General features: G+C 61.1%; 20 protein-coding genes. 16 read left to right on the top strand and 4 right to left on the bottom strand.

The genetic code is table 11. From position 1 onward, the window contains the following. The 9 genes from SOP95_RS30280 to SOP95_RS30240 form a co-directional block, all read left to right on the top strand. The coding region (locus SOP95_RS30280; RefSeq protein WP_323609344.1) for an OprD family outer membrane porin at positions 1–187 on the top strand (187 nt) is incomplete at its 5' end. A gap of 350 nt (positions 188–537) precedes the next feature. Next, positions 538–2,241, top strand: a complete 1,704-nt coding sequence (locus tag SOP95_RS30275) for an AMP-binding protein (protein ID WP_323609343.1) — start codon at positions 538–540, stop codon at positions 2,239–2,241. A 101-nt stretch (positions 2,242–2,342) separates the two neighbouring features. Beyond that, the gene (locus SOP95_RS30270) at positions 2,343–3,851 is read left to right on the top strand and encodes a CoA-acylating methylmalonate-semialdehyde dehydrogenase (RefSeq protein ID WP_323609342.1); all 1,509 of its coding nucleotides are present in this window, start codon (positions 2,343–2,345) and stop codon (positions 3,849–3,851) included. A gap of 110 nt (positions 3,852–3,961) precedes the next feature. Next, positions 3,962–4,858 carry a 3-hydroxyisobutyrate dehydrogenase gene (gene mmsB, locus SOP95_RS30265; RefSeq protein ID WP_274076772.1) on the top strand — a complete coding sequence of 299 codons (897 nt, stop codon included), beginning with the start codon at positions 3,962–3,964 and terminating at the stop codon, positions 4,856–4,858. Further along, a complete protein-coding gene (locus SOP95_RS30260; RefSeq protein ID WP_323609341.1) occupies positions 4,855–5,943 on the top strand; it encodes an enoyl-CoA hydratase/isomerase family protein in 1,089 nt (362 codons plus the stop codon). Before mmsB ends, SOP95_RS30260 begins: the two co-directional genes overlap by 4 nt. Positions 5,944–5,960: 17 nt before the next feature. Beyond that, on the top strand, positions 5,961–7,112 hold the full coding sequence (locus tag SOP95_RS30255; RefSeq protein ID WP_323609340.1) for an acyl-CoA dehydrogenase family protein: 1,152 nt from the start codon (positions 5,961–5,963) through the stop codon (positions 7,110–7,112). Between the two features lie 64 nt (positions 7,113–7,176). Next, positions 7,177–8,805, top strand: coding sequence for a methyl-accepting chemotaxis protein (locus SOP95_RS30250; RefSeq protein ID WP_323609339.1), 1,629 nt, complete (start codon positions 7,177–7,179; stop codon positions 8,803–8,805). A 32-nt stretch (positions 8,806–8,837) separates the two neighbouring features. Then, the gene (locus SOP95_RS30245) at positions 8,838–9,488 is read left to right on the top strand and encodes a TetR/AcrR family transcriptional regulator (protein ID WP_323609338.1); all 651 of its coding nucleotides are present in this window, start codon (positions 8,838–8,840) and stop codon (positions 9,486–9,488) included. 289 nt (positions 9,489–9,777) lie between these two features. After that, positions 9,778–10,287: a YkgB family protein gene (locus SOP95_RS30240; protein WP_323609337.1), complete on the top strand. Its 510-nt coding sequence runs from the start codon at positions 9,778–9,780 to the stop codon at positions 10,285–10,287. A gap of 46 nt (positions 10,288–10,333) precedes the next feature. Here SOP95_RS30240 and SOP95_RS30235 read toward each other — a convergent pair whose 3' ends face one another. Both SOP95_RS30235 and SOP95_RS30230 read right to left on the bottom strand, forming a co-directional pair. Further along, the gene (locus SOP95_RS30235; RefSeq protein ID WP_323609336.1) at positions 10,334–11,179 is read right to left on the bottom strand and encodes a helix-turn-helix transcriptional regulator; all 846 of its coding nucleotides are present in this window, start codon (positions 11,177–11,179) and stop codon (positions 10,334–10,336) included. A 339-nt stretch (positions 11,180–11,518) separates the two neighbouring features. Then, entirely contained in the window at positions 11,519–12,046 is a 528-nt protein-coding gene (locus tag SOP95_RS30230) for a GNAT family N-acetyltransferase (protein ID WP_323609345.1), read from the bottom strand. A 103-nt stretch (positions 12,047–12,149) separates the two neighbouring features. On the opposite strand from SOP95_RS30230, the gene SOP95_RS30225 reads away from it, so the two are divergent. From SOP95_RS30225 to SOP95_RS30215, 3 genes are all read left to right on the top strand, one after another. After that, positions 12,150–12,512: a type 1 fimbrial protein gene (locus tag SOP95_RS30225; protein WP_323609334.1), complete on the top strand. Its 363-nt coding sequence runs from the start codon at positions 12,150–12,152 to the stop codon at positions 12,510–12,512. Between the two features lie 95 nt (positions 12,513–12,607). Next, positions 12,608–13,162, top strand: coding sequence for a YdeI/OmpD-associated family protein (locus SOP95_RS30220; protein WP_323609333.1), 555 nt, complete (start codon positions 12,608–12,610; stop codon positions 13,160–13,162). A 483-nt stretch (positions 13,163–13,645) separates the two neighbouring features. Beyond that, the gene (locus SOP95_RS30215) at positions 13,646–17,560 is read left to right on the top strand and encodes an autotransporter outer membrane beta-barrel domain-containing protein (protein WP_323609332.1); all 3,915 of its coding nucleotides are present in this window, start codon (positions 13,646–13,648) and stop codon (positions 17,558–17,560) included. Positions 17,561–17,571: 11 nt separating this feature from the next. Here SOP95_RS30215 and SOP95_RS30210 read toward each other — a convergent pair whose 3' ends face one another. Beyond that, entirely contained in the window at positions 17,572–18,480 is a 909-nt protein-coding gene (locus SOP95_RS30210; RefSeq protein ID WP_323609331.1) for a LysR family transcriptional regulator, read from the bottom strand. A gap of 172 nt (positions 18,481–18,652) precedes the next feature. Here SOP95_RS30210 and SOP95_RS30205 point away from each other — a divergent pair, with 172 nt between their 5' ends. From SOP95_RS30205 to SOP95_RS30195, 3 genes are read left to right on the top strand one after another with little or no spacing between them, the layout of a single operon-like run. Further along, positions 18,653–19,681, top strand: coding sequence for an alpha/beta hydrolase (locus SOP95_RS30205; protein ID WP_323609329.1), 1,029 nt, complete (start codon positions 18,653–18,655; stop codon positions 19,679–19,681). Further along, a complete protein-coding gene (locus SOP95_RS30200; protein WP_274076759.1) occupies positions 19,678–20,889 on the top strand; it encodes an MFS transporter in 1,212 nt (403 codons plus the stop codon). The genes SOP95_RS30205 and SOP95_RS30200 overlap by 4 nt, the downstream gene beginning before the upstream one ends. Before the next feature lie 25 nt (positions 20,890–20,914). After that, entirely contained in the window at positions 20,915–21,700 is a 786-nt protein-coding gene (locus tag SOP95_RS30195; protein WP_323609328.1) for a carboxymuconolactone decarboxylase family protein, read from the top strand. Positions 21,701–21,767: 67 nt separating this feature from the next. On the opposite strand, the gene SOP95_RS30190 is transcribed toward SOP95_RS30195, so the two are convergent. Next, the gene (locus SOP95_RS30190) at positions 21,768–22,631 is read right to left on the bottom strand and encodes an MBL fold metallo-hydrolase (protein ID WP_323609327.1); all 864 of its coding nucleotides are present in this window, start codon (positions 22,629–22,631) and stop codon (positions 21,768–21,770) included. Between the two features lie 416 nt (positions 22,632–23,047). On the opposite strand from SOP95_RS30190, the gene SOP95_RS30185 reads away from it, so the two are divergent. After that, a complete protein-coding gene (locus SOP95_RS30185; RefSeq protein WP_323609326.1) occupies positions 23,048–24,031 on the top strand; it encodes an NAD(P)H-dependent flavin oxidoreductase in 984 nt (327 codons plus the stop codon). Positions 24,032–24,088 lie beyond the last annotated feature (57 nt).

Raw genomic sequence — 24,088 nt, 5'->3', positions numbered from 1 at the left:
TCTGGGCAGCAACCGCCTGCAAGGCAAGGAATGGGAACGCGATACCGACATTGGTTATGTGGTGCAAAGCGGTGCATTGAAAAACGTCGGCGTGAAATGGCGTAACGCGACGGTTCGCTCGACCCACTTTGGCAGCGACCTGGATGAAAACCGCCTGATCCTCAGCTATACCCTGGCGCTCTGGTAACCCCCCGCCAGACGGGGCCGCTCGCATTCTCTGACAGTGCGAACGGCCTCCCATCCAACGCGCCACAGCTATGATTTTTTTGCACAACGTACCGGTGATTATGAGCATTTTTAATTGATTTTTGCATGCATATACTGAACCCAAGCGCCTGGTCTTGAACCGGGCCAGACCCAACAAAAACAAACAAGGGCATCCACCGTGAAAACATCCATGCTTGCCATCGTCTCCCCGCTCTCAGGTACCTGCACGCGTCCGGTACGCATTGCTGCCCGCAGCGAAGCCCCCCTCGCCGCTTGACCATCCCGTACCCGTTACCGCGCCGATCGCCCCCGCGATCGATGGAGACTTAAATGAACAGCAACTGCCAACCCTTCCTCGCCGCTCGCGATTTCCTGCTGGCCCACCGTACCGACTACGCCACTGCCGTGCGTGACTTCCGCTGGCCGCAACTGAACGAGTTCAACTGGGCCCTGGATTACTTCGATGCCATGGCCGAGGGCAACCAGGCCAACGCCCTGTGGATCGTCGAAGAAGACGGCAGCGAGCAGCGCTACAGCTTCCAGCAACTGGCCTCACGCTCCAATCAGGTGGCCAACCACTTGCGTGCCCTCGGTGTGCGCCGCGGCGAGCGCATCCTGCTGATGCTCGGCAACGACGTCGCCCTGTGGGAAACCATGCTGGCCGCCTTCAAGCTTGGCGCCGTGGTTATCCCCGCCACCGCCCTGCTGACCCCCGATGACCTGGGCGACCGCATCGAGCGCGGCCAGGTTCGTCATCTGGTGGTCGGCAGCGCCCATGTCGACAAGTTCGTCGGCCTGGGTGACGGCTGCAGTCGCATCTGCGTCGGCCCGGCCCCCGCTGGCTGGACCCCGCACAGCGCCGCCAGCGAGTATTCCGAGCAGTTCGACGTCGAAGGCCGCACCCTGGCCACCGACCCGATGCTGCTGTACTTCACCTCCGGTACCACCTCCAAGCCGAAGATGGTGCTGCACAGCCACCAGAGTTACCCGGTTGGCCACCTGTCGACCATGTACTGGATCGGCCTGCAACCGGGTGACCTGCACTTGAACATCTCGTCACCGGGCTGGGCCAAGCACGCCTGGAGCTGCCTCTTCGCCCCCTGGAACGCCGGCGCCTGCATCTTCATCCACAATGTCGCGCGCTTCAGTGCCCCGACCCTGCTCGGCACCCTGGAGCGCTACGGCGTCACCAGCCTGTGCGCCCCGCCGACCGTGTGGCGCATGCTGATCCAGGAGGACCTGGCCAGTTACAAGGCGCGCCTGTGCCTGCGCGAACTGGTGGGCGCCGGTGAGCCACTCAACCCGGAGATCATCGAGCAGATCCTGCATGCCTGGGACTTGCCGCTGCGAGACGGCTTCGGCCAGTCGGAAACCACCGCCCTGGTCGGCAACACCCCCGGCCAGGTGCTCAAACCCGGCTCAATGGGCCGTCCGCTGCCGGGCTACCGGGTGACCATGCTCGACCCCGACGGGGTACCCGGCAATGAGGGCGAAGTCGCCCTGCCGTTGGACGTGCGTCCACTTGGCCTGATGCTGTGCTATGAGGACAGCCCGGAAAAAACCGCCGAAGTGATGCGCGACGGCTACTACCGCACCGGCGACACCGCGCAGATCGACGCCGAGGGCTACATCACCTTTGTCGGCCGCGCCGACGACGTGTTCAAGGCCTCCGACTACCGCATCAGCCCCTTTGAGCTGGAAAGCGCACTGATCGAGCACCCGGCGGTGATGGAAGTGGCCGTGGTCCCAAGCCCCGATCCGCTTCGCCTGGCCGTGCCCAAGGCTTTCCTCATCCTGGCCCATGACGAACCCGGCAGCGCCGAGCTCGCCGGCAGTATCCTCGCCTTCGCCCGCGAGCATCTGGCGCCGTACAAGCGGGTGCGGCGCATCGAATTCGTCAGCGAACTGCCCAAGACCATCTCCGGGAAAATCCGCCGGGTGGAACTGCGCCAGATGGAAGTGCAGCGCCGCCAGAGTGATGCGCGCGGCGCTCAAGAGTACTTCGAAGAAGACTTCCCACAGCTCAAGGGCTGAACCCGGGCCGGTACGCCGGCCCTCCTGAATTCAATTCCGACCGCTCGGCCATCCAGGCCGAGTGGCTTAACTCGACCCAAAGAAAGTAGGCAGAACTGAAAATGACCTCTTCCAGCATTCCAAGCGTCAAGCTTCTCATCAACGGCGAGTTCGTCGAATCACGCAGCACTCAGTGGCGCGACGTGGTCAACCCGGCGACTCAGGAAGTCCTGGCTCGCGTGCCCTTCGCCACCGCCGAGGAAATGGACGCTGCCGTGGCCAGCGCCAAGGAAGCGTTCAAGACCTGGCGCAAGACGCCGATCGGCGCCCGCTCCCGGATCTTCTTCAAGTACCAGCAGCTGATCCGCGAGAACATCAAGGAACTGGCCGCCCTGCTCACCGCCGAACAGGGCAAGACCCTGCCGGATGCCGAAGGTGATGTGTTCCGCGGTCTGGAGGTGGTCGAGCACGCCACCGCCATCGGTAACCTGCAGATGGGTGAGTTGGCCAATAACGTTGCCAACGGTGTCGACACCTATACCTTGATGCAGCCGCTGGGCGTGTGCGCCGGCATCACCCCGTTCAACTTCCCGGCGATGATCCCGTTGTGGATGTTCCCGATGGCCATCGCTACCGGCAACACCTTTATCCTCAAGCCGTCCGAGCAAGACCCACTGGTGACCATGCGCCTGGTTGAACTGGCGCTGGAGGCCGGTGTACCCAAGGGAGTGCTCAACGTCATCCATGGTGGCGTCGATGCGGTGAACCTGATTTGCGACCACCCGGACATCAAGGCCGTGTCCTTCGTGGGTTCGACCAAGGTCGGCACCCATGTCTACAACCGCGCCACCCAGAACGGCAAGCGCGCACAGTGCATGATGGGCGCGAAGAACCATGCCATCGTCCTGCCCGATGCCAACAAGCAGCAGACGTTGAACAACCTGCTGGGCGCCTCCTTCGGCGCCGCCGGCCAGCGCTGCATGGCCCTGCCAGTGGTGATCCTGGTGGGTGAAGCGCAGAGCTGGTTGCCGGACCTGATCGAGCGGACCAAAACCCTCAAGATCAATGCCGGCACCGAACCTGGCACCGACATCGGCCCGGTGATCTCCTGCGCGGCACTGGATCGCGTCAACAGCCTGATCGCCAGCGGCATCGAAGAAGGCGCCAGGCTCGAACTCGATGGACGCAACCCGAGCGTGCCCGGCTACCAGGACGGCAATTTCGTCGGCCCGACCATCTTCTCCAGCGTCACTGCGCAAATGTCCGTGTACCGCGAGGAAATCTTCGGCCCGGTGCTGTGCGTCATGCAGGCCGCCAGCCTGAGCGAGGCGATCGAGATCATCAACGCCAACCCGAATGGCAACGGTACCGCCCTGTTCACCCGCTCCGGCGCCGCTGCCCGTCACTTCCAGGAAGAAATCGACGTCGGCCAGGTGGGCATCAACGTGCCGATTCCAGTACCGGTCCCGCTGTTTTCCTTCTCCGGTTCGCGCGCGTCCAAGCTCGGCGACCTGGGCCCTTACGGCAAGCAAGTGGTGACCTTCTACACCCAGACCAAGACGGTCACCCAGCGCTGGTTCGACGAAGATGACACCGGCGGTACAGTGAACACCACCATCACCCTGAAATGATCCCAGCCGGCCGGCGCACAACGTCGGCCGGCCAGGAGCTGAACGGTGCAATGCCAGACATTACTGGTCGATGCGCAACAGCGCGTCGCCACACGCAAAAGGTAGTCATCATGCATATCGGATTTCTCGGCCTCGGCAACATGGGCGGCCCAATGGCCCGCAACCTGCTCAAGGCTGGCCACAGCCTGACCGTCTTCGATCCCTTTGCGCAGGCAGTCGCCGCCCTGGTCGAGGCTGGCGCCAGCGCCGCGGACTCACCCGCCGGCGTGGCCAAGGCCGGGGTTGAAGTGATCATCACCATGCTGCCAACCGCAGACCATGTGAAGCAGGTCTATCGCGGCAAGGACGGCCTGTTGGCCAATATTGGCCAAGGCGTGCTGTTGATCGACAGTTCCACCATCGACCCGCTAAGTGCCCGCGAGGTGGCCAGATTCGCCCTTGCCCAAGGCAACCCGATGCTCGACGCGCCGGTCTCCGGCGGCACCGGCGGCGCGACGGCTGGCACCCTGACTTTCATGGTGGGCGGCCCGGTCAGCGTGTACGACCAGGCCCTGCCGATCCTCTCGGCCATGGGCAGAAACATCGTGCACTGCGGCGCAGCAGGTAACGGCCAGGTGGCCAAGATCGCCAACAACATGCTGCTGGGCATTTCCATGGTCGGCGTCGCCGAGGCCATGGCCCTGGGTGTGGCCCTGGGCATGGACGCCAAGGTGCTGGCCGGTGTAATCGGTACCTCCACCGGTCGCTGCTGGAGCTCTGAGATCAACAATCCGTTCCCGGGCGTGCTGGAAAATGCTCCGGCCTCGCGTGGTTACAGTGGCGGCTTTGGTACCGACCTGATGCTCAAGGACCTGGGCCTCGCCACCGAAGCCGCCAAACAGGCGCGTCAGCCGGTGGTGCTCGGTGCTGCAGCCCAGCAGCTGTACCAGACCTTCAGCCTGCAAGGAAACGGCGGTCTGGACTTCTCCGCCATCATCAAACTGTTCCGTGGGGAAGCCCAGGCATGAACGAGCAGCAAGCACCAGTGCTGGCCAGTGTGCGCAATCGAATCGGTCACCTGACGCTGAATCGACCAGGCGCGTTGAACACCCTGGACCTGCCCATGGTGACACTGCTATGCCGGCACCTGTGGGTCTGGGAACAGGACCCGGAGATTGTCGCCGTGACCATCCGTGGCGCCGGGGAAAAAGCCTTCTGCGCCGGCGGCGACATCCGCATGCTGTATGACAGTCACAAGGCCGGGGACAACCTGCACGAGCTGTTCCTCGAGGAAGAGTACGCCCTCGACGAGTACCTGCATGGCTACTCCAAACCGGTGCTGGCGCTGCTGGATGGTTTTGTCCTGGGCGGCGGCATGGGCCTGGCACAGGCTGCCTCGCTGAGGGTGATCACGGAGCGCACGCGGATGGGCATGCCGGAAGTCGGCATCGGCTTTTTCCCCGATGTCGGCGGCAGCTATTTCCTGCCGCGCCTTCCGGGTGAGCTGGGTATCTATCTGGGGGTTACAGGCTGCCAGGTACGTGCCGCCGATGCGCTCTATGCCAACCTGGCCGACTACTGTCTGCCCAGCGAGCGGCTGGTCGAACTGGATGCCGCCCTGGATCATCTGAACTGGACCCGTGCGCCCGACGAAGACCTGCAAGACCTGCTCGCCAGCCTGGCCACCGAGCGCATTGCGGGATCGGAACTCAAGGCCTATCGCCAGGTGATCGATGAATACTTCGCCCTGCCTGATGTGTCGGCGATTCGCAACGCCCTGCAGCGCGAGCAGCGCCCCGAGCTACGCGACTGGGCCGAACAGACGGTCGAGCTGCTCGACAGCCGCTCGCCGCTGGCAATGGCGACGACGCTGGAGCTGTTGCGTCGCGGTCGGTACCTGAGCCTGGCCGACTGTTTTTCCCTGGAACTGCACCTGGACTATCAGTGGTTCGACAAGGGCGACCTGATGGAGGGGGTGCGCGCCCTGATCATCGACAAGGACAAGACCCCACGCTGGAACCCGCCAACCCTGGCGGAGCTGGTACCTGCGCGGGTGCAGGCCTTCTTCAGCGGCTTTCGCCCGGCCGCTGGCAAACCCCTTCGTACCGCCTGATCGGCAGGAGACTCGCAATGCACGATATCGAATTGACCGAAGAACAACGCATGATCCGCGACATGGCACGCGACTTCGCCCGCAGCGAAGTCGGCCCGTTTGCCCAAGGCTGGGAAAAGGCCGGCTGGATCGATGACGCCGTGGTAGCGCAGATGGGTGAACTGGGCCTGCTGGGCATGGTGGTGCCGGACACCTGGGGTGGCAGCTACACCGACTATGTGGCCTACGCCCTGGCCGTAGAGGAAATTTCGGCCGGCGACGGTGCCCTCGGGGCATTGATGAGCATCCACAATTCGGTCGGCTGTGGTCCTCTGCTGAAATATGGCAGCCCATCCCAGCAAGACGACTGGCTGCCGCTTTTGGCCAGCGGCCAGGCCATTGGCTGCTTCTGCCTGACCGAGCCACAGGCCGGCACCGAAGCCCACAACCTGCGCACTCGCGCCGAATTGCGCGACGGCCACTGGGTCATCAACGGCGCCAAGCAGTTCGTCAGCAACGGCAAGCGCGCCAGGCTGGCCATTGTCTTTGCCGTCACCGATGCGCAACTGGGCAAGAAGGGCCTGTCGGCTTTCCTGGTGCCGACTGACAATCCCGGATTCGTGGTTGACCGCAGCGAACACAAGATGGGCATCAAGGCGTCCGATACCTGCGCGGTGACCCTGAACAACTGCTCGATCCCCGAGGCCAATCTGCTGGGCGAACGCGGCAAGGGCCTGGCCATCGCACTGTCGAACCTGGAAGGCGGTCGCATCGGTATCGCCGCCCAGGCCTTGGGCATTGCCCGCGCCGCCTTCGAGGCCGCGCTGGGGTACGCCCGCGAACGCATCCAGTTCGGCAAGCCGATCATCGAACACCAGAGCGTGTCCAACCTGCTCGCCGATATGCACACCCGGCTCAATGCTACCCGCCTGCTGGTGCTGCATGCCGCTCGCCTGAAAAGTGCCGGGCAACCGTGCTTGTCAGAAGCTTCACAGGCCAAGCTGTTCGCCTCGGAAATGGCGGAGCGCGTGTGCTCCAGCGCCCTGCAGATCCATGGCGGTTATGGCTACCTGGAGGATTACCCGGTGGAGCGCTACTACCGCGATGCACGCATTACCCAGATCTACGAAGGCACCAGCGAGGTCCAGCGCCTGCTGATCGCTCGCGAACTGGCCCACTACGCGCTCTGAGCCCTTGGCCGGACGCTCCCCGCGTGCGGCCGCCCCCTTTTCTGCCCGCCTTCCGGAGTTGCCCATGCTCGGCCTGCGTAATATTCCCATCAGCCGCCGCCTGTGGTTGATCCTGCTGACGTCCATCCTGATGCTGCTGATTCTCGCTGGCCTGATGCTCAAGCAGAACCATGACGACCTCTATGCGGCCAAGGCGCTGAAAACCCGTCATGTGGTCGAGACCGCCAGCGGCATCCTGCGCCATTTCCAGAGCCTGGAAGGCCACGGCCTCACTCGTGAGCAGGCGCAACAACAGGCCAGCGCGGTCATACGCGATCTGCGCTACGACCGCGAGGACTACTTCTGGATCGAAGACCTCGACACACGCATGGTCATGCACCCCAATGGCAAGCTTGAGGGCAAGCGCATGGCCGGCACTCGCGACCCTGATGGCAAGGCACTGTTCGACGAGATGGTTGCCGTGGCCGTACGCGACGGCTCCGGCCTGGTGCGCTACCGTTGGCCAAAACCGGGCTCCGACGCGCCGGTGGAGAAGGTTTCCTACGTCGAACTGTTCAAGCCTTGGGGCTGGATCGTGGGCTCGGGCATCTACATCGACGACGTGCAAGTCGAGTTCCGCCGCCAGTTGATACAGGCCTTCGTCATTCTGCTGACGATCACCCTGGTGCTCAGCGCGCTGATCCTGCTGATTGCCCGCAGCATTGCCTCGCCATTGGCACAGGTGGTCAACGCAATGGAGAACATCGCCAGCAGCGAAGCCGACCTGACCCACAACCTGGACAGTCGCTGGCGCGATGAAGTGACCGCGCTGAGCGGCCACTTCAACGCGTTCACCAGCAAGCTGCGCACTGTGATCGGTCAGTCCATGCAGACCGCTGGCGGCCTGGACCAGGCCTCGCAATCGCTCGCAGAGATTGCCGGCAATAACCAGCGCCAATGCCAACAGCAATCACAGCAAATGGAACTGGTGGCCACCGCCATTCACGAGGTTTCCCATGCTGTGCAGGAAGTGGCGAGGAACGCCGAGCACGCCGCCAACGAAGTACGCCGGGCCGATGAGCAGGCCTGCAAGGGCCAGCACAATATCGACAGCAGCCTGCGCCAGATCGACCAGTTGTCCGAGACCATCGGCCAGGCTGTGGAAGTGATTCAGAGCCTGGCCCAGGAAAGCACCCAGATCGGCAGCGTGCTGGAAGTGATCCGCGCCATCGCCGAGCAGACCAACCTGCTGGCGCTGAATGCCGCCATTGAGGCGGCGCGCGCCGGCGAACAGGGTCGTGGCTTCGCCGTGGTAGCAGACGAAGTGCGCCTGCTGGCCCAGCGCACCCAGCAGTCCACCGCACAGATTCAGGTCATGATCGAACGCCTGCAGGGCAACTCGGAAGCGGCGGTGAACGTCATCAATGCCAGCAGCCAGGCCGCTCAGCAAACCGTGGAACAGGCCCGCGAGACCGGCGAAAGCCTGCACCAGGTCATTAGCGCACTGCGCAATCTCACTGAACTGAATGCCTCAATTGCCAGTGCCACCCTGGAGCAGTCCCACGTGGTCGAGGACATCAACCAGAATGTCACCCACGCCACCTCGCTGGCCCTCGAGAATGCCCAGGCAGCAGACCAGTCCAACGAGGCCAGCCAGAAATTGGGCCAAATGGCGGACCAGCTCAATCGATTATTGGGTCAGTTTCGCATATGAAATCGATGAGCCACGATGGAGGTATCGATTCCATGACTGCGTCCCGGCTGTTTACGGCCCGCCGTGCCGGCCCGTCGACTCTTTTGGCAGGGCCCATCGAACAAACTCATCCCTCGCGCTACCTGCAAACCCGGGAAAAAGCCCTCGAGCTATTTGCCAGATGTGGCTTCAGTCGGGTCAGCATGCGCGACCTGGCCGCTTGCCTGGGAATAAAGGTCGGCTCCGTTTACAACCACATCGATAGCAAGGAGGCCCTGCTGTTCGAATTGATCGAGGAACTCTACGAACAGTTGCTGCATGGCGCAGGCCTGGTGAACCGTCGCAAATCCGCACCGGCTGTACGACTGCACGCTCTGCTTGAGTCGCACCTGCTGTTGCATGATCGTATGGGGGCGCATTTCCGCTTGGCGGAGTATGACCTCCATTGTCTGAGCAACGAACAGCGTGCCTCGATCCTGGCCTTGCGTCGGCGCTACGAGGAACACCTGGTGGGTACGATAGAGCAGCTCACCGGTGTACCGGTGAGCGTCAGCCGGCGCGCCACCTTGAGCGGCATCGTTTCCCTGCTCAACCAACTGCCGGGCTGGGTTGGAGAGTCTCAGCCAAGCAAGGCAGCACGCCGCAAGCTGCTGCATGACATGGTCATGGGTGCCCTCCAGGGTGCGTTGCAGGCTGGCGATTGATGAAGCCATTTACCGGTGCTGCAGGAGTTTTCCGCTCCGAGCACCTCTGGCATTTACGCGCTCAGGGCGGCTGGCGATCATGTTCCGGCCCGAATCCGGGTGTTCATCGACGTTCTTTCACAGCGCCTGCTCTTTCAAGACCTGCAATGAGTCAAGACGATCTGCACTGAACGCAATACGTTCAGACGCCACGAGTGTGCACGCAAAGGCAACACTGGCTCCACTCCCAACGCACACCGCGCCGGGTTGCTGATTAGCGTTCCTCACCACACTCCTGGAAGCCTTGATCATGAAAACCTTAAGCATCGACAACAACAGAACCCACAACGCCCAAATCCCTTCAACGCTCGGGATCAAAACCATGGCGGTGGGTACCTACGGTGCCTACTTTGCCCTCGCCGTCATTTACTTCTGGTTCGGCGGGATGAAGTTCACCCACTACGAAGCCGTCGGGCTGGTTCCGCTGGTGAGCAACAGCCCTTTCCTGGGTTGGGTCTATGACATCTTCAGCGTCGATACCTTCGCAAGCCTGCTCGGCGTTCTGGAGGTCTCGATCGGTGTCCTGATTGCAGGTCGCTTGCTGTCGCCCAAGCTGTCGTTGATCGGTGGCGCGCTGTCTGCCGGGCTGTTCTTCACCACCTTGAGCTTCATGTTCTCGACCCCCGGCGTGATCGAACCCGGCCTCGGTTTTCCCGCCATCACGGTTGCGCCGGGCCAGTTTCTTCTCAAGGACATTGGCTTGCTTGCCGCTTCGATATTCGTCGCCGGCCATTCCCTGACCAAGTTGCAAAGCCGTTAAACCCGATGATCGACCTCCCGCAATGGCCTGAAGCAGTTCGACGCTTTCAGGCCATTGCCCCATCATCTTCTCCCGTCAGATCTTTCATCCAGTCCCGCGGGCTGTAACCCGTCTTGCGTCGAAACGCGCGGGCCAGTGCCGAAGGGCTTTCATAGCCGACTTCGGCGGCGATCAGCGTTATCGACCGCCCTTCCCGCAGACGTTTCTGCGCCAGGCTGATGCGCCAACTCAACAGATACTCGGCAGGCGTCTGCCCGATCACCTCCCGGAAATGCACGGCGTAGGCCGCGCGGGACATGTTCGACTCGCTCGCCAATTGCGCAATCGACCAGGCACGCTCAGGCGCGTTGTGAATCTGCACCAGAGAGCGCGCCAGCCGCGAATCGGCCAGGCCCGCCATCATTCCGGTCCGCAACTGGCGGTGATCCAGCAGATGCCGGAATAACAGGATGATCAACAGTTCGAACAAACGCTCCAACGCGGCCTCCCTGCCACAATGCACATCCGCCGCCTCGCCGAACATCCATTTCAGTATGTCGGCCAACATGGGCAGCTCATCCAGGGACAGCACCAGGCAATCGGGTAACGAAGCCGACAACGGGTTATCGACCCCGCCCTCGAACGCCATGGACGCACACAACAGTTGAGCGCCCTCGGACTCACCGGCAAACAGTTGATGCCGGCTGGGGCGTGGCAGGAAAATCAGGCTGGGCCGGGTCAGCGGCACGTCCTCGCGATCGGGCCCCAGCAAGGTGACGTTACCCGCCTGCAGCAGGTGGATATAACCCCGCCCTTCAGCGCCGTCGTAGGACGACAGGCCGCACAGCTTGCCGTTGAAAAACAGGTTTGCACGCACGCCGAACTGGGACAACAAGGTAGACAAGCGGTCCATGGGCGATCACTTGGCGAGATATGGATGCCCAGATCATAGCACCGACGGTTTGCGCGCCGACGTGGCGCAAATGGCGCCGCTGACCAACAAGGCCGCCACCGCGGGCAAGCCGTGCTCCCCTGTAGGAGCAAGCTTGCTTGCGATGGACGTCAACGATAACGCGGGCTATCTGGATGATCGCGTTGCCTGGACGTCCTTCGCGAGCAAGCTCGCTCCTACAGGTCCGTAATCAGACGTTTTTCAGGGTGGATGCAAAAAGGGACGATGCAAAAAGTGTGTTCCGCGGTCGCTTACCCAAAAACGACCAAAATGAGCAATGACTCTGTCGCCCATTGAACACTATCGGGTTTGGGCCACCCGCCACGACATGGCGCATCGCATACCGGGTTCAAAACCGTGGGCATACTCTTGTGCCAGGATGTCTGCCAAACGCTCATCCAAAGTAGCCCCGGCGTTATCCAGGAACCCAAGACGCTGGTAAAAGGGGGCATTCCACGGCACGTGGGTAAAGGTCGTCAGCGTCACGCAACGCAGGTGGTTCGATCGCGCATGGTCCATCGCCGTTTCAACCAGTTTTCGCCCCCAACCCTGGCCCTGCATGGACTGACAGACCGACAATTCCTCGATATGAAGATCGCTGCCATGGCGTTCTGCGCTGAGGAAACCTTGAGGCTGCCCTTGCGCATCCACGGCCACCCAACACGTCGATAACGCGATCAACTGCCGATGGCGTTCGACACTCAGGGTGGCGGCATCCGCAAGCCAACCCAGTCCATCGATCGAGCGGAATGCCTGGGCAGCGGAACGTTCAATGCGGGGCAACAACGGCGCATCAGCGGGTACAGCCAGACGAATGTGTGCAGGCATGAGATTTCTTAACAGTGGCTCGGTGGAAAAAAGATGTGCACTATCCTGAAGCCTTAAGTTCTGTCCGGCAATGACGACCTTACAACCCGAAGGAGTGTGAGCCATGAACTTCAAGTCCCTGCCTGTTGCTGTCAGTATTTTCCTGGCATTGAACGGTACATGTTGGGCGGCCACGCCTGCTGCCCCAGGTTCGATCCGCTTCGAGGGCGGCATCGTTGAACGGGGCTGCAGTCCGGGCGTGGGTAAAGATTCCACTCTCCATCTGAAAACCTGCCCCGCTACAGGTCGCACCCCGGTCGTCAATGTCCGTCACATCGACCCGACCAGTGCTCCCGCCGACATCACGGTTAAACTGCTCGCGGACAGGGATCAGGGTCGCTATTACGATCAGCAATACCAATTAGTGGACGGCGCAGGTGCGCCGGTAAGGTCCGGGCATTACCTGATTACGGTGAGCCTGCCCTGACGATTTATCTACCGTTAAGGAATCGTTCGCCAGGGAAAAAATACGACTAGATTGATCTATCCCCTTTTCCAGGCGAATTAGTTGGAGGAGTTGCAATGACAACAATCGATGTGAAATCCCGATTCGAAGCAAAGCTTCTTCGTCCGGCAAAGCCTGAAAATGATGCGTCGTGGGCGTTCCTGGTACTGCCCAGAGACGCAAGTGAACAGCTTCCGAGGCGAGGAAGGACGACCGTTGAAGGCACAATCAATGGTCACCCTTTCCAGGCAACCCTTGAGCCGGATGGTCAGCTGAGCCATTGGCTGCAGGTCAGTAGAGAATTACTCGAAGCCGCAGGCGCGGCCGTTGGGGATGTCGTTACACTGGAGCTGACCCCTGTGAAGAAGGAACCCGAGCCTGACATCCCGGCAGATTTTCAGGAGGCACTGGCAGCCCATCCCGAGGCTAGTAAAGTCTGGAAGAATACGACGACCATCGCACGAGTCGACTGGATACACTGGATTACTTCAGCCAAGCAACTCAAGACGCGCGCAAAACGAATGGGTGATGCCTGCGAGATGCTTGCATCCGGCAAGAAGCACGTTTGCTGTTTCGACCAGTCCGGCTACTACAGCAAGGCCTTCCGTGCGCCCGAGGCAGAAAATTCTTGAATGGAACATTCCTTCTGCTTACACAGAATTAGATACAATTCGTAAGAAACGACTCAAAGCGTTCAGTGTATTTATGGGCTATGTAACACTGTACGACCATAGCCAGTATCATGGGTGCAAGGATCAGCAACGCAATCAATCCAGGGGCAACTTCATTCACTCTGATACCTCACCATACAAAAAGTCACCCAGCATCTCGCCTGCCTTGCTCCCGAAATCACCGAAGAGCTTACCCTGAGCCGCACGCGGCAACGTTCCCGCTGGCTGCACGAGCTCCCATTGAAGCATTGGATAGACCTCCTGGTAAGCGGGCGAGTGAAATTGAGGCGAATACCGCATCGGTGATATTTGACCTTCATCAGATGGTCGCCCCCTTTCAGTTCCCCCGATATGCGAATTACCAACTAAGGTTTATAGCTGTAATTGCCATGCCATAACCCGTTGGCTGGCAGGCATCGGTGAGAGTTGAACAGGGAGGTTTCAATGAAAAGCGCTCGCGACCATTTCCGTGTCGGGTTTGCCCCGCATTTCAAACGTAGCGCCTTGCTGGTCGCCATGGCCAATGTCCTGACGCTGGCGGATGCCCAGGCCGCCTGTGGACCGCTTGCCGTCGGAACCTACAACGTTTCGCAAACCTGTACGCCTGCCGCCAGCGTCGATGCCTCGATCAGTACTCAAGCGGGTACGGCCATCACCACCACTGCCGGCTCCTCGGTGCTTGGTCGAGGCAACAACGCCAACTCGACCGTTGCCCTCAGCGGCACCACGATCAATAGCACGCCACCGACGGCTGCAAACGCGGTGTTCTCTAACGTAATCGGATCCACCGGCAATGCGTCCCTGAGCGTCAATGGCGGCACCAACACGGTCAACGTGGGTGGCAGCGGACTCGACGCACTGGCCATAACCAATGCCAGCAGTGGGCTGTCGACGTTTTCCGTCACTTCCGGCACCACCCTGAACATCCTCAACACCGTGGTCGGCAACGAACACGACGGGATCGATGTGAATGGTAGTGGCGGCGGCGGGATCAACGTGACCCACGATGGCAGTGGCCAGATCACCCTCCTCGGCGGCAACGGCATCTGGACCAAAGCCACCGGCAGCGGCGACACCAGCGTCAGTGTCGGTGCCGGGGTCAGCATCCTGGTGAACAACGACGATGCGCTGTCCGCCGGCGATCCCATTACCGACGATACCTTGCCTACCGCTGGCATTGGCAACCACGCCGGTGTCCACACCCGTGCGATCAATGGCAACACCACCCTGGTGAACGCAGCGACTGTCCAGGCCATCGGCATGAACGCCTTCGGCCTCTTCACCGAAGGCGGCGCCGGCAATACCCGGTTGAGCAACAGCGGGACACTCAGCGCCAATGGCGTCAATGGTTTCGGCATTCGTTCCTTCTCTACCGTTGGCAGCATCGACATCACCAACACCGGTGCGATCACCACCACCGGGGGCGGCGGACATGGTATCTATGCCAACGATAACGCTGGCGCTACCGGCTCGATCAGCATTGCAAACAACGCCGCTATCAACGTCGGCAACACGGCCAATACTGCCGGCTCGCGAGCGATCTACGTGATCAAGCGCGGTACCGGTGATGCGACCATCACCGGCAGCGGCAATCTCACCGTGCTCGGCGGGCTGAACACCACGCGTGCCTACGGCATCATCGTCAGCGCCGAAAACAACAATGTCCTTATCGACTATTCCGGCAACATCTTCGCCAGTGGCTTTGGCGCGGGTGGCATCCGGGTCGACTCGACGGGCGGCAATGTCCGGGTCGACTACTCCGGCAACCGTATCGAAACGATCAACAGCAACGCCAACGGGATTTATGCGACGACCCAATCACCTACAGGCACCGTGGACGTCAATTCCGGTGGCACGATCATCACGCACTCCGATGCCGGGTCGGGCGATGGCAGTGGCATTGGCTCCTTTGGCATACAGGCACTGACCCTGGGCGGAAATACCAGTGTCACGTTCACCGGGCCGCTGATTGACGTCAATGGCCAGGGTGCGGCGATTCTGGCGGGCAACGCATTCAACTCGGGCACCGGCGTGGGCACCCTGAATGTGAGTAACAGTGGGGAACTGATCGCTCGCGGCAATCAGCAGCGTGGCATCAGAACGTTGTCCGTCAGTGGCCAGCAAACCGTCGTCAACACCGGGCCGATTCAGACGCTGGGTGCCAGCGACAGCCAGGGGATTCTCGCGCAAGCATCCGGCGCGGCCACGCTCTCGGTCAGCAACACCGGGGCGATTACCACCAAGGGCACGGGGTCGTCGGCCATTGATGCATTGACCGAGGGCGGCGCGGTCAGCGTCAGCAACAGCGCGACCCTTCAAGGTGGATGGGCAGACAGCAGCGGCGTCACGCTGGGCGGTGCAACCCAGACGTTGACGAACACCGGTGTGATCGGTGCGCTCAGCGATTCAGCGGTGCGTGCCGATGCAACCACGCCCGGGACGAATTTCACGCTCAACAATACCGGTCAGATGACCGGGTCGGTCAATGCCGTCAGTGCCGCCAGTACGGTGACCAACAGCGGCACCTGGATCTTGCGCAATTTCGCCGACAGCGCCGGCAGCGGCACGCGTGATACCTGGGGTATTGCGACCAGCAACCTGGGTTCTTCCGGCAACAACAGTATCGACAACAGCGGCGTCATTCGCCTGGCAGCGCAACCCGCTACAGGCATCGTCAATTTCAATGCCAGCGGTGCCTATCTGCCCTTGGGCCAAGCGGCTAATACACCGACGCCGGGTGGCGCGGTGCAAGGCCAATTACTCGGCGTGAACAGCTTCACCCACAGCGGCACGCTCGACCTTGCGGCCGGCACCAACACCGTGGGCAATGTGCTGTTGATCAGTGGCGCGACCACCGCCGGTACCGATGGCGGCGGGACCTTCGTGTCCAATGGCGGCAGACTGCTGCTCAACACCACCTTGAACGCTGGCGGCACCAACAGTCGCTCCGACATGCTGGTGGTGGACTCGACCAGCACCGGCAGCGGCGGTGCCACCGGGGTTACCGTGAGTAATGTCGGCGGACAGGGCGAATTGACCCAGGGCAACGGCATCGCTGTCGTCGAGTTGCTGAACAAAACCGACGGCGCCAGTGACCCCACCGCGTTTCGCCTGGCCAGCAGGGCCGTCGCAGGGCCGTATGAGTATCGCCTGCAACGAGGTGCCGAGGATGGCACCGCCAGGGACACCTGGTTCCTGCGTTCGGATGCTCCCACGCCCCCTGCTCCCCCTGCTCCCCCTGTTCCTCCAGACCCGAACCCCGATCCGACTCCGGATCCTGATCCTGATCCTGATCCAACGCCTGATCCAACGCCTGATCCGACCCCGGATCCCGATCCAGCTCCCGCGCCCGTCCCGAATTTTCGGCCGGAGGTTTCGCTGTACGGCGCGGTTCCGGCGCTGGCGCTGGTCTACGGCAGGACAATGGTCGATACCTTGCACGAGCGGGTCGGCGAAGAACGCCTCAATGCCGGCGATCCATTGCCCAAGGAAGATGAGTCCGCTTTGGCCCCGTCCATGGGCTGGGGAAGGGTCATCTATCGCAGTGGCAAACAGGACGGTGATCGCAAGAACGCCTTGGGCAATACGCCCGAGTACAACTACGACCTGACCGCCTTCCAGGTCGGCACCGACCTCTACCGCAAGGTCAGGACCGATGGCAGTCATGAACAGGCCGGTATATCGCTATCGGCCGGCACCATCGACGCAGGCGTCAGCCACTACACCCGCCGTCCCGCCGGTGAAGACACCCTGCGCGCTTACGGCGTGGGCGCGTACTGGACGCACTTCGGCCCGTCCGGCTGGTATCTGGACGGTGTGTTGCAGGTCAACCGCTTCGACATCGAGGCCAAGCCCAACGACCTGGCCAAACTGAAAACCCGCGGTTGGGGCTACACCGCCTCGCTGGAAAACGGCTACCCCTACGAGATTGACAAGGACTGGTACGTCGAACCGCAGTTGCAGGCCATCTACAGCTACGTCGACCTGGACAGCAGCGACGACGTCGGCGCCAACGTTCGGTTCAAGGATGTGGACTCACTGATCGGACGGCTCGGTGTGCGCATCGCCAAGGACTGGGAAACCGAAGGCGTCGACAAGAGCGAACGGCGTACCAACGCATGGGTTCGTCCCAGTGTCTGGCATGAGTTCAAAGGGCAACCGAAGACCGAGTTTTCCTCTGAGTCGGGTTACGTTCCGTTCGAGTCAGACATCCAGGGCACCTGGGGTGAAGTCAATCTGGGCGTCGACTACCAGGCCAATCGACGCACCACGTTTACCGCTTCGGCGGGTTATCGCCAGGGGTTCGACGGGGACAGTCATGGGTATGACGCGATGCTGGGCTTCAAAATCAACTTTTAGAGGCAGTGGATTCAACCGGTCGGCGGCAAACGATCAACCCGTAACGCATCGACTACCAGCGAAAACGCCTGGGAGGGTTGTCGGCGGCTGGGGTAATACAGATGAAAGCCGCCGAAGGGTTCACACCAGTCCTCCAGTACCCGGATAAGCCGCCCGTCGGTGAGTTCTTGGGCAAACTCGTCTTCGGGCAGATAAGCGATACCCAGCCCACCCACCGCAGCATCGGCGATATGGGTGGTGGAGTTGAATACCAACTGGCCGTCTACACGTACTTTAACCTTCTTGCCCAGGCGTTCGAATTCCCATGCATCCACGCCGTCATAGGTGGGAAAGCGGATATCGATACAGCGGTGTGCCGCCAGATCGCGAGGGTGTTCGGGGGCGGGGTTTTTCGCGAAATAGCCTGGCGCAGCAACGACGGCCATTCGTATAGGCGGGCCGATGGGCACGGCGATCATGTCCTGGGCCACCGTTTCGCTGAAGCGCACGCCGGCATCGAAGCGGTCGGCGACGATATCGCGGAAGCCATAGTTGATATCGAATTCCAGCTTGATATCCGGGTACATCTGCAGCAACGGCGTCAACTTGGGCAACAGCGTTGTCTTGATGACATTGTCGCCGCAGGTAATGCGTACCGTCCCGGCCGGTTTATCGCGCAGCTCGGTCAACGCTTGCACTTCGGCCTCGATTTCATCGAAGCGACGGCCCACCGCTTCCAGCAATCGCTCGCCCGCCGCGGTCAGCGATACGCTGCGCGTAGTGCGGGTCAGCAAGCGAATTTTCAAACGAGCTTCCAGTGCGGAAACCACCTGACTCACTGCCGATTGCGTCACCCCAAGCTGTACCGCCGCGCGGGTAAAGCTGCCCACCCGCGCCACCGTCACGAAAGCCAGCAAATCATTGAAATTGGGTTTGGCCATCGCGGACACGCTCGATTGATTGATTAGATACGGTTATAGCCGCATTAAGCATTCATTAGCTAATCAAAATCTGGTTATTGCGTAACACTACCCCGCATCCCAGCTTCTCGCCATGAAGAGGGGCGAGCCTCGCGCTACGTCGCCTTCAGCTTTCTGTCAAGAAGGATGCCCCATGAAAAGACTTCTCGTAATGCTCGGGTTGCTAATCAGTTCATTCACCGCCTTAGGAGCCGACATGTCCAACGGTGCAGATAATTTCTTTAAAAGTGACAAGGTGACCGTACAAAAGGTCAGCTTCAAAAATCAGTACCAGCTCAACGTCGTGGGCAATCTGTTCATGCCAAAAGGTCTGGACAGCGCCACCCGCAGCCCGGCCATTATCGTTGGCCACCCCATGGGCGCGGTCAAGGAGCAAAGCTCCAACCTCTATGCGCAAAAATTGGCGGAACAAGGCTTCGTTACCCTGGCGCTGGATTTGTCGTTCTGGGGCGAAAGCGAAGGACGACCACGTAACGCGGTACTGCCAGACATGTACGCCGAGGACTTCAGTGCCGCCGTGGATTACCTCGGCACGCGGCCGTTTATCGACCGCCAGCGCATTGGTGCGCTGGGGATTTGTGGCAGCGGCAGCTTTGTCATCAGTGCCGCCAAGATCGACCCGCGCATGAAAGCCATCGCCACTGTCAGCATGTATGACATGGGCGCTGCCAACCGCAACGGGCTCAAGCATTCGCAAACCCTTGAGGCGCGCAAGCTGCTCATCGCGGCGGCGGCCGAGCAGCGTTATACGGAATTTATGGGTGGCAAGATCGAATTCACCGGCGGCACGGTGCAGGAGCTCAATGCCGACACTCACCCTGTTCAACGCGAGTTCTTTGACTTCTACCGCACCCCGCGTGGCGAATTCACCCCGGCCGGTTCCACGCCGCAACAGACCACCCGCCCGACGCTGAGCAGTAATACCAAGTTCATGAATTTCTACCCATTCGTCGATATCGAGAGCATTTCGCCTCGCCCGATGTTGTTTATTGCAGGTGAAAACGCCCACTCCCGCGAGTTCAGCGAAGAGGCGTTTCGCCTGGCAGGCGAACCTAAAGAGCTGGTCATCGTGCCCAACGCAGGCCATGTCGATCTGTACGACCGCGTCGACCTGATTCCTTTCGCCAAGCTGACCCGGTTCTTTCAGGAACACCTGAAATGACCGCTGACGTCCAACTGCACGCCACCGCCTTGAGCGAGACAGGTACGCGTACCGGTCATTGGGGAGGTGTTTATGCGATGACGCTATGCGTATTCGCACTGATCGCCTCGGAATTCATGCCCGTCAGCCTGCTGACACCCTTGGCAAACGACCTGCAGGTCAGCCAAGGCCTGGCGGGCCAGGGCCTTGCCATATCGGGCGCGTTTGCGGTGTTGGCCAGCCTGTCGATCAGCTGGATCGCCGGTACCCTGAACAGAAAGACCCTGCTACTGGCCCTGACCGGTTTGATGGCCGTATCGGGCACCGTTGTGGCGCTTGCTCCAAACTACCTGATCTACATGGCTGGGCGAGCCCTGATCGGCGTAGTGATTGGCGGATTCTGGTCGATGTCGGCAGCCACTGCGATGCGCCTGGTACCTGCTGCACAGGTGCCCAGGGCGCTGGCTGTTTTCAACAGCGGCAACGCCCTGGCGACGGTGGTGGCAGCGCCACTGGGCAGTTATCTGGGCTCGGTGGTGGGTTGGCGTGGTGCGTTCCTGTGCCTGGTCCCAGTGGCGTTGATTGCGCTGGTTTGGCAGTGGCTAAGCTTGCCGAGCATGCCAACACAGAAGCGTTCGCCGGGTGCCGGCAATGTTTTCAAACTGCTGAAAAATCGCACGGTGGCGCTAGGCATGGCCGCCGCTGGCTTGTTTTTCATGGGCCAATTTGCGCTGTTCACCTACCTGCGCCCGTTTCTGGAAACGGTCACCCAGGTCAAGGTGCCGACTCTTTCTCTGCTGCTATTGGTGATAGGCGTCGCTGGCTTTTGCGGCACAACGCTGATCGGTGTAGTCCTCAAGCGCAGCCTCTACGGCACCTTGAGCACCATCTCGCTGCTGATGGCGGTTATTGCGCTGGCGCTGATTCCTGCTGGCACCGGGGTTATCGCTGTAGCGGTATTGCTCGGACTCTGGGGCTTTATTGCGACGGCAGCGCCAGTGGGTTGGTGGAGCTGGATTGCGCACGCCTTGCCGGATCACGCCGAAGCGGGCGGCGGCCTGATGGTGGCGATTGTTCAATTGGCTATCGCAGTGGGCTCCACCGTCGGCGGCGTACTGTTTGACGCGCTCGGCTACCAGAGCACATTTATCGCCAGCGCCGCGCTGCTGATGCTGGCCGCCCTGCTGACTTTTCTAACTTCACGTTCGCCGGTATCGCACACCCGGTGAACCCACCTATCCAAGGAGCAAGGCCATGTTCAGCAATCATTCCCTTGCATGGAAGGGCCTCTGGCTGGCGGCCTGGATGCCCTGTGCCCTATCGGCTGCGACAGATAGCGCCGGCCCGTCAACCTTCAACTCGTCTTACAGCTTCGCCAGTACCACACACAATTCGGAGACAAAGATGGTGACTGAACAAACCCTGACTGCAAAACAACTGGCTGTCGCCTCTATCGGCGCCAGCATGGCGACCGGCGATATGCCCCGTTTGCGCGACGCGCTCAATCGCGGTCTCGATGCCGGCCTAACGATTAGTGAGTGCAAGGAAATCCTGGTTCAGCTCTATGCGTATGCCGGTTTCCCGCGCAGCCTCAATGCACTTTCGCAACTGATGAGTTTGTTGCAAGAGCGCGAAGCACGCGGCGTTCACGACGAACCGGGGCGCGAACCAGGCCCCGTGCCGTCGGGCCATGCCTTGCTCGAACTGGGCACCGACAATCAAACCCGTCTGGTGGGAGCGCCGGTCTCAGGGCCGCTGTTTGAGTTCGCCCCTGCCATTGACCAGTTTCTGAAGGTTCACCTGTTCGGGGATATCTTCGCCCGAGACAACCTCGATTGGGCTGCTCGTGAGCTGGCCACTGTTGGGGCACTTGCCGCGATGCCAGGGTTGGCGCCGCAGTTGGAGTCGCACCTGAAGATCAGCATGAATGTTGGCCTCACGGCGCAGCAGTTGAACCAAGTGGCTAGCGAACTCAAACACCGCGGTGACCAGGATGCGGCTGAGCGCATTGTTTCGGCCTTGGACAAAATCAGAGACTGACCAGGTCACCGATGGCGACGGATTGCGAGGAGTAACCTGTCCGGGTTCTCAATCGACAGCCGAAAGCTCAATTGTCGAAGCGATGGAGCGACGTGTAAGGATCAAAGGGAACATAACGTGATTGCCGGTCGCGCATGACCTTGACCATGGCGACGTCCGGGTCCACGGAAAAGAACAGGCGCCCGCGCATCGCCACCAGATGATCGAGCAGGCGCTCCTTGTCCCCGGCCACGCATTCGGGATTGCGATCATAGGCGCTGTTGACGTTCAGGCTCAGCCAGTGCGTTCCCGGGATCAGGTCGCCGACAAACACCACAGGCCCGCCGGGCAGCAGGATTTCCGGCAACAGTTGCCCAGGTGTGTAGCCGTCGCTGAAATGAAAATGCCACCCGCTTCCGAGGCGGTCGCAGCCATGGCCATCGATCAGGATAAGGCGCCCGCTGTTTTCCAGGCGATGCAAGAGCGGCGAGATGAACAGCTCCCGATCACGTGGATGGGGGTGGCGTGCTCGCACCCAGTGGCGTTCGCCCACCAGGTAATGCGCCTTGCGAAACAGCAGCCGTGGCATCTCCCCTTCCCTGACCCGTTCAAGCAGTTCCTCGGACAGCGGTGCATGCAGATGGGTCAGCACCACCGCATCGATATCGTCTTCGCCCAAACCGTGCTGCGCCAGGCTTTCCAGCAACCCCGAAACGGCTGGCTGGCAGCGGCAGGCACGGGGTATCGGCGCCAGCAACGCATCGGCGCCGGCCAGCACGAGGATGTTTTTTCTATCCTGCTGCACCAGCAATGCCCGGGATGCAATGTCGACCCGGTTGTCCAGGTCCGGCGCCATCCATTGCGACCATTTCTGCCGCGGTGTATGGCCGAACAGAACGCCGCCGTCGAGTTTGCGGCGGGTTCCTGCCAGAGTGGAAATGGTACGACTCACGACGCTCAACCCCTTGCTCCTGACTGCCCCGCACACTGCGCACGAGGCTTCGAATCAGGTTTGCAGGTTAAGCCCTGGCCACCCGTCACCGACCCACCCGCGTGGGGTGGGCCGGATCATCCTGCGCATTAGGCCAATGCCAACACCCGTTGCTCGATCTGCCAACGCTGGAAGAAGGGGTGGCAGCCTTTTTCGAAAAGCGTGCGCCCAACTTTCCGGGGCGAACCTGATGGATGCCTGGCCTACCCGTTACAGGGGGTGTGATCGGCCGAGCTGATTGTCCATCATCAAGCCTGACTCTCGTTTTACAAGCTTCGTAGGAGCAGAAATGCTTCGATGTAGTGGGCGGTCACCCTCCTCTATCGAACATTTCTGTTCCTACTTTTTTTCTATACCGGGCATTCCTTTCTCATTGGATGACCATCATGAAAACCCGTATTACCGAACTGCTGGGCATCCAGTATCCGATCATTGAAGGCGGCATGCAGTGGGTCGGGCGCGCGCAACTGGCCGCCGCCGTATCGAACGCCGGCGCCCTGGGCATGGTGACGGCGCGCACACAGCCCACACCGGACGACCTGCGCCGTGAAATCGATCGCACCCGTGAACTGACCTGCAAACCCTTCGGCGTGAACCTCACGCTGTCACTGACCGCCAATGACGTGAACTATGACGGCTGGATCGACGCGATCATCCAGGGCGATGTGCGTATCGTCGAAACGGCCGGCAACAACCCCCAGCCGGTCATTGCCCGGTTGAAGGCGCACGGCATCAAGGTCATTCACAAGTGCACGTCGGTACGCCATGCCCTGTCGGCGGAGCGTTACGGCGCCGATGTCATTTCGATTGACGGCTTCGAAGCCGGTGGGCATTGTGGTGAGGACGATGTCCCTGCCCTGATCATGATCCCGGCGTTGGGCAAGGTCCTGAAGATTCCCTTTATCGCCTCCGGTGGCATCGCCAACGGGCGCAGCATGGCCGCCGCACTGGCCTTGGGTGCCGACGGCGTGAACATGGGCACGCGCTTCATGCTGACCCGGGAATCCGCCATCCACGACGATATCAAGGCGGCCTTGCTGGCAGCGACGGAGCGCGATACCACCTTGATCAAGAGAACCCTCAGGCGAACCGCGCGGTTCTTTACCAATGGCGTCTCGCAAGCAATTGTCGCCCTTGAGCAGCGCCCGGGTGGCGCCACCTATGACGACTTGAAGCACCTGTTGTCGGGCGAACGCGGCCTTGCAGGCCTGGAGTCGGGTGACATCACGGCAGGTCTCGTCTGTGCCAGCCAGGTCATCGGCCTGGTCGACGACATCCCGACCTGCGCAGAACTGGTGACACGCATGGTCGCTGAATGTCGCGAAGGGCTGGAGCAGGCCCTGAATCGATTCGACCGATGATAGTGCCGAGTCATGCGGTGCACACAAAAAACTGTGGGAGCGAGCCTGCTCACGATG

The sequence above is a fragment of the Pseudomonas sp. YuFO8 genome, assembly GCF_035065025.1.
Taxonomy (GTDB): domain Bacteria; phylum Pseudomonadota; class Gammaproteobacteria; order Pseudomonadales; family Pseudomonadaceae; genus Aquipseudomonas; species Aquipseudomonas putida_AE.
Note: the sequence above shows the minus strand (reverse complement) of the source record. Positions and strands in the feature narration are given on the sequence as shown.

Coding starts and splice junctions, on each gene's coding strand:
- SOP95_RS30245 (WP_323609338.1), top strand. CDS start 8,838: ATGACTGCGTCCCGGCTGTTTACGGCCCGCCGTGCCGGCCCGTCGACT.
- SOP95_RS30225 (WP_323609334.1), top strand. CDS start 12,150: ATGAACTTCAAGTCCCTGCCTGTTGCTGTCAGTATTTTCCTGGCATTG.
- SOP95_RS30215 (WP_323609332.1), top strand. CDS start 13,646: ATGAAAAGCGCTCGCGACCATTTCCGTGTCGGGTTTGCCCCGCATTTC.
- SOP95_RS30260 (WP_323609341.1), top strand. CDS start 4,855: ATGAACGAGCAGCAAGCACCAGTGCTGGCCAGTGTGCGCAATCGAATC.
- SOP95_RS30220 (WP_323609333.1), top strand. CDS start 12,608: ATGACAACAATCGATGTGAAATCCCGATTCGAAGCAAAGCTTCTTCGT.
- SOP95_RS30255 (WP_323609340.1), top strand. CDS start 5,961: ATGCACGATATCGAATTGACCGAAGAACAACGCATGATCCGCGACATG.
- SOP95_RS30240 (WP_323609337.1), top strand. CDS start 9,778: ATGAAAACCTTAAGCATCGACAACAACAGAACCCACAACGCCCAAATC.
- SOP95_RS30195 (WP_323609328.1), top strand. CDS start 20,915: ATGTTCAGCAATCATTCCCTTGCATGGAAGGGCCTCTGGCTGGCGGCC.
- SOP95_RS30235 (WP_323609336.1), bottom strand. CDS start 11,179: ATGGACCGCTTGTCTACCTTGTTGTCCCAGTTCGGCGTGCGTGCAAAC.
- mmsB (WP_274076772.1), top strand. CDS start 3,962: ATGCATATCGGATTTCTCGGCCTCGGCAACATGGGCGGCCCAATGGCC.
- SOP95_RS30270 (WP_323609342.1), top strand. CDS start 2,343: ATGACCTCTTCCAGCATTCCAAGCGTCAAGCTTCTCATCAACGGCGAG.
- SOP95_RS30205 (WP_323609329.1), top strand. CDS start 18,653: ATGAAAAGACTTCTCGTAATGCTCGGGTTGCTAATCAGTTCATTCACC.
- SOP95_RS30210 (WP_323609331.1), bottom strand. CDS start 18,480: ATGGCCAAACCCAATTTCAATGATTTGCTGGCTTTCGTGACGGTGGCG.
- SOP95_RS30230 (WP_323609345.1), bottom strand. CDS start 12,046: ATGCCTGCACACATTCGTCTGGCTGTACCCGCTGATGCGCCGTTGTTG.
- SOP95_RS30185 (WP_323609326.1), top strand. CDS start 23,048: ATGACCATCATGAAAACCCGTATTACCGAACTGCTGGGCATCCAGTAT.
- SOP95_RS30275 (WP_323609343.1), top strand. CDS start 538: ATGAACAGCAACTGCCAACCCTTCCTCGCCGCTCGCGATTTCCTGCTG.
- SOP95_RS30200 (WP_274076759.1), top strand. CDS start 19,678: ATGACCGCTGACGTCCAACTGCACGCCACCGCCTTGAGCGAGACAGGT.
- SOP95_RS30250 (WP_323609339.1), top strand. CDS start 7,177: ATGCTCGGCCTGCGTAATATTCCCATCAGCCGCCGCCTGTGGTTGATC.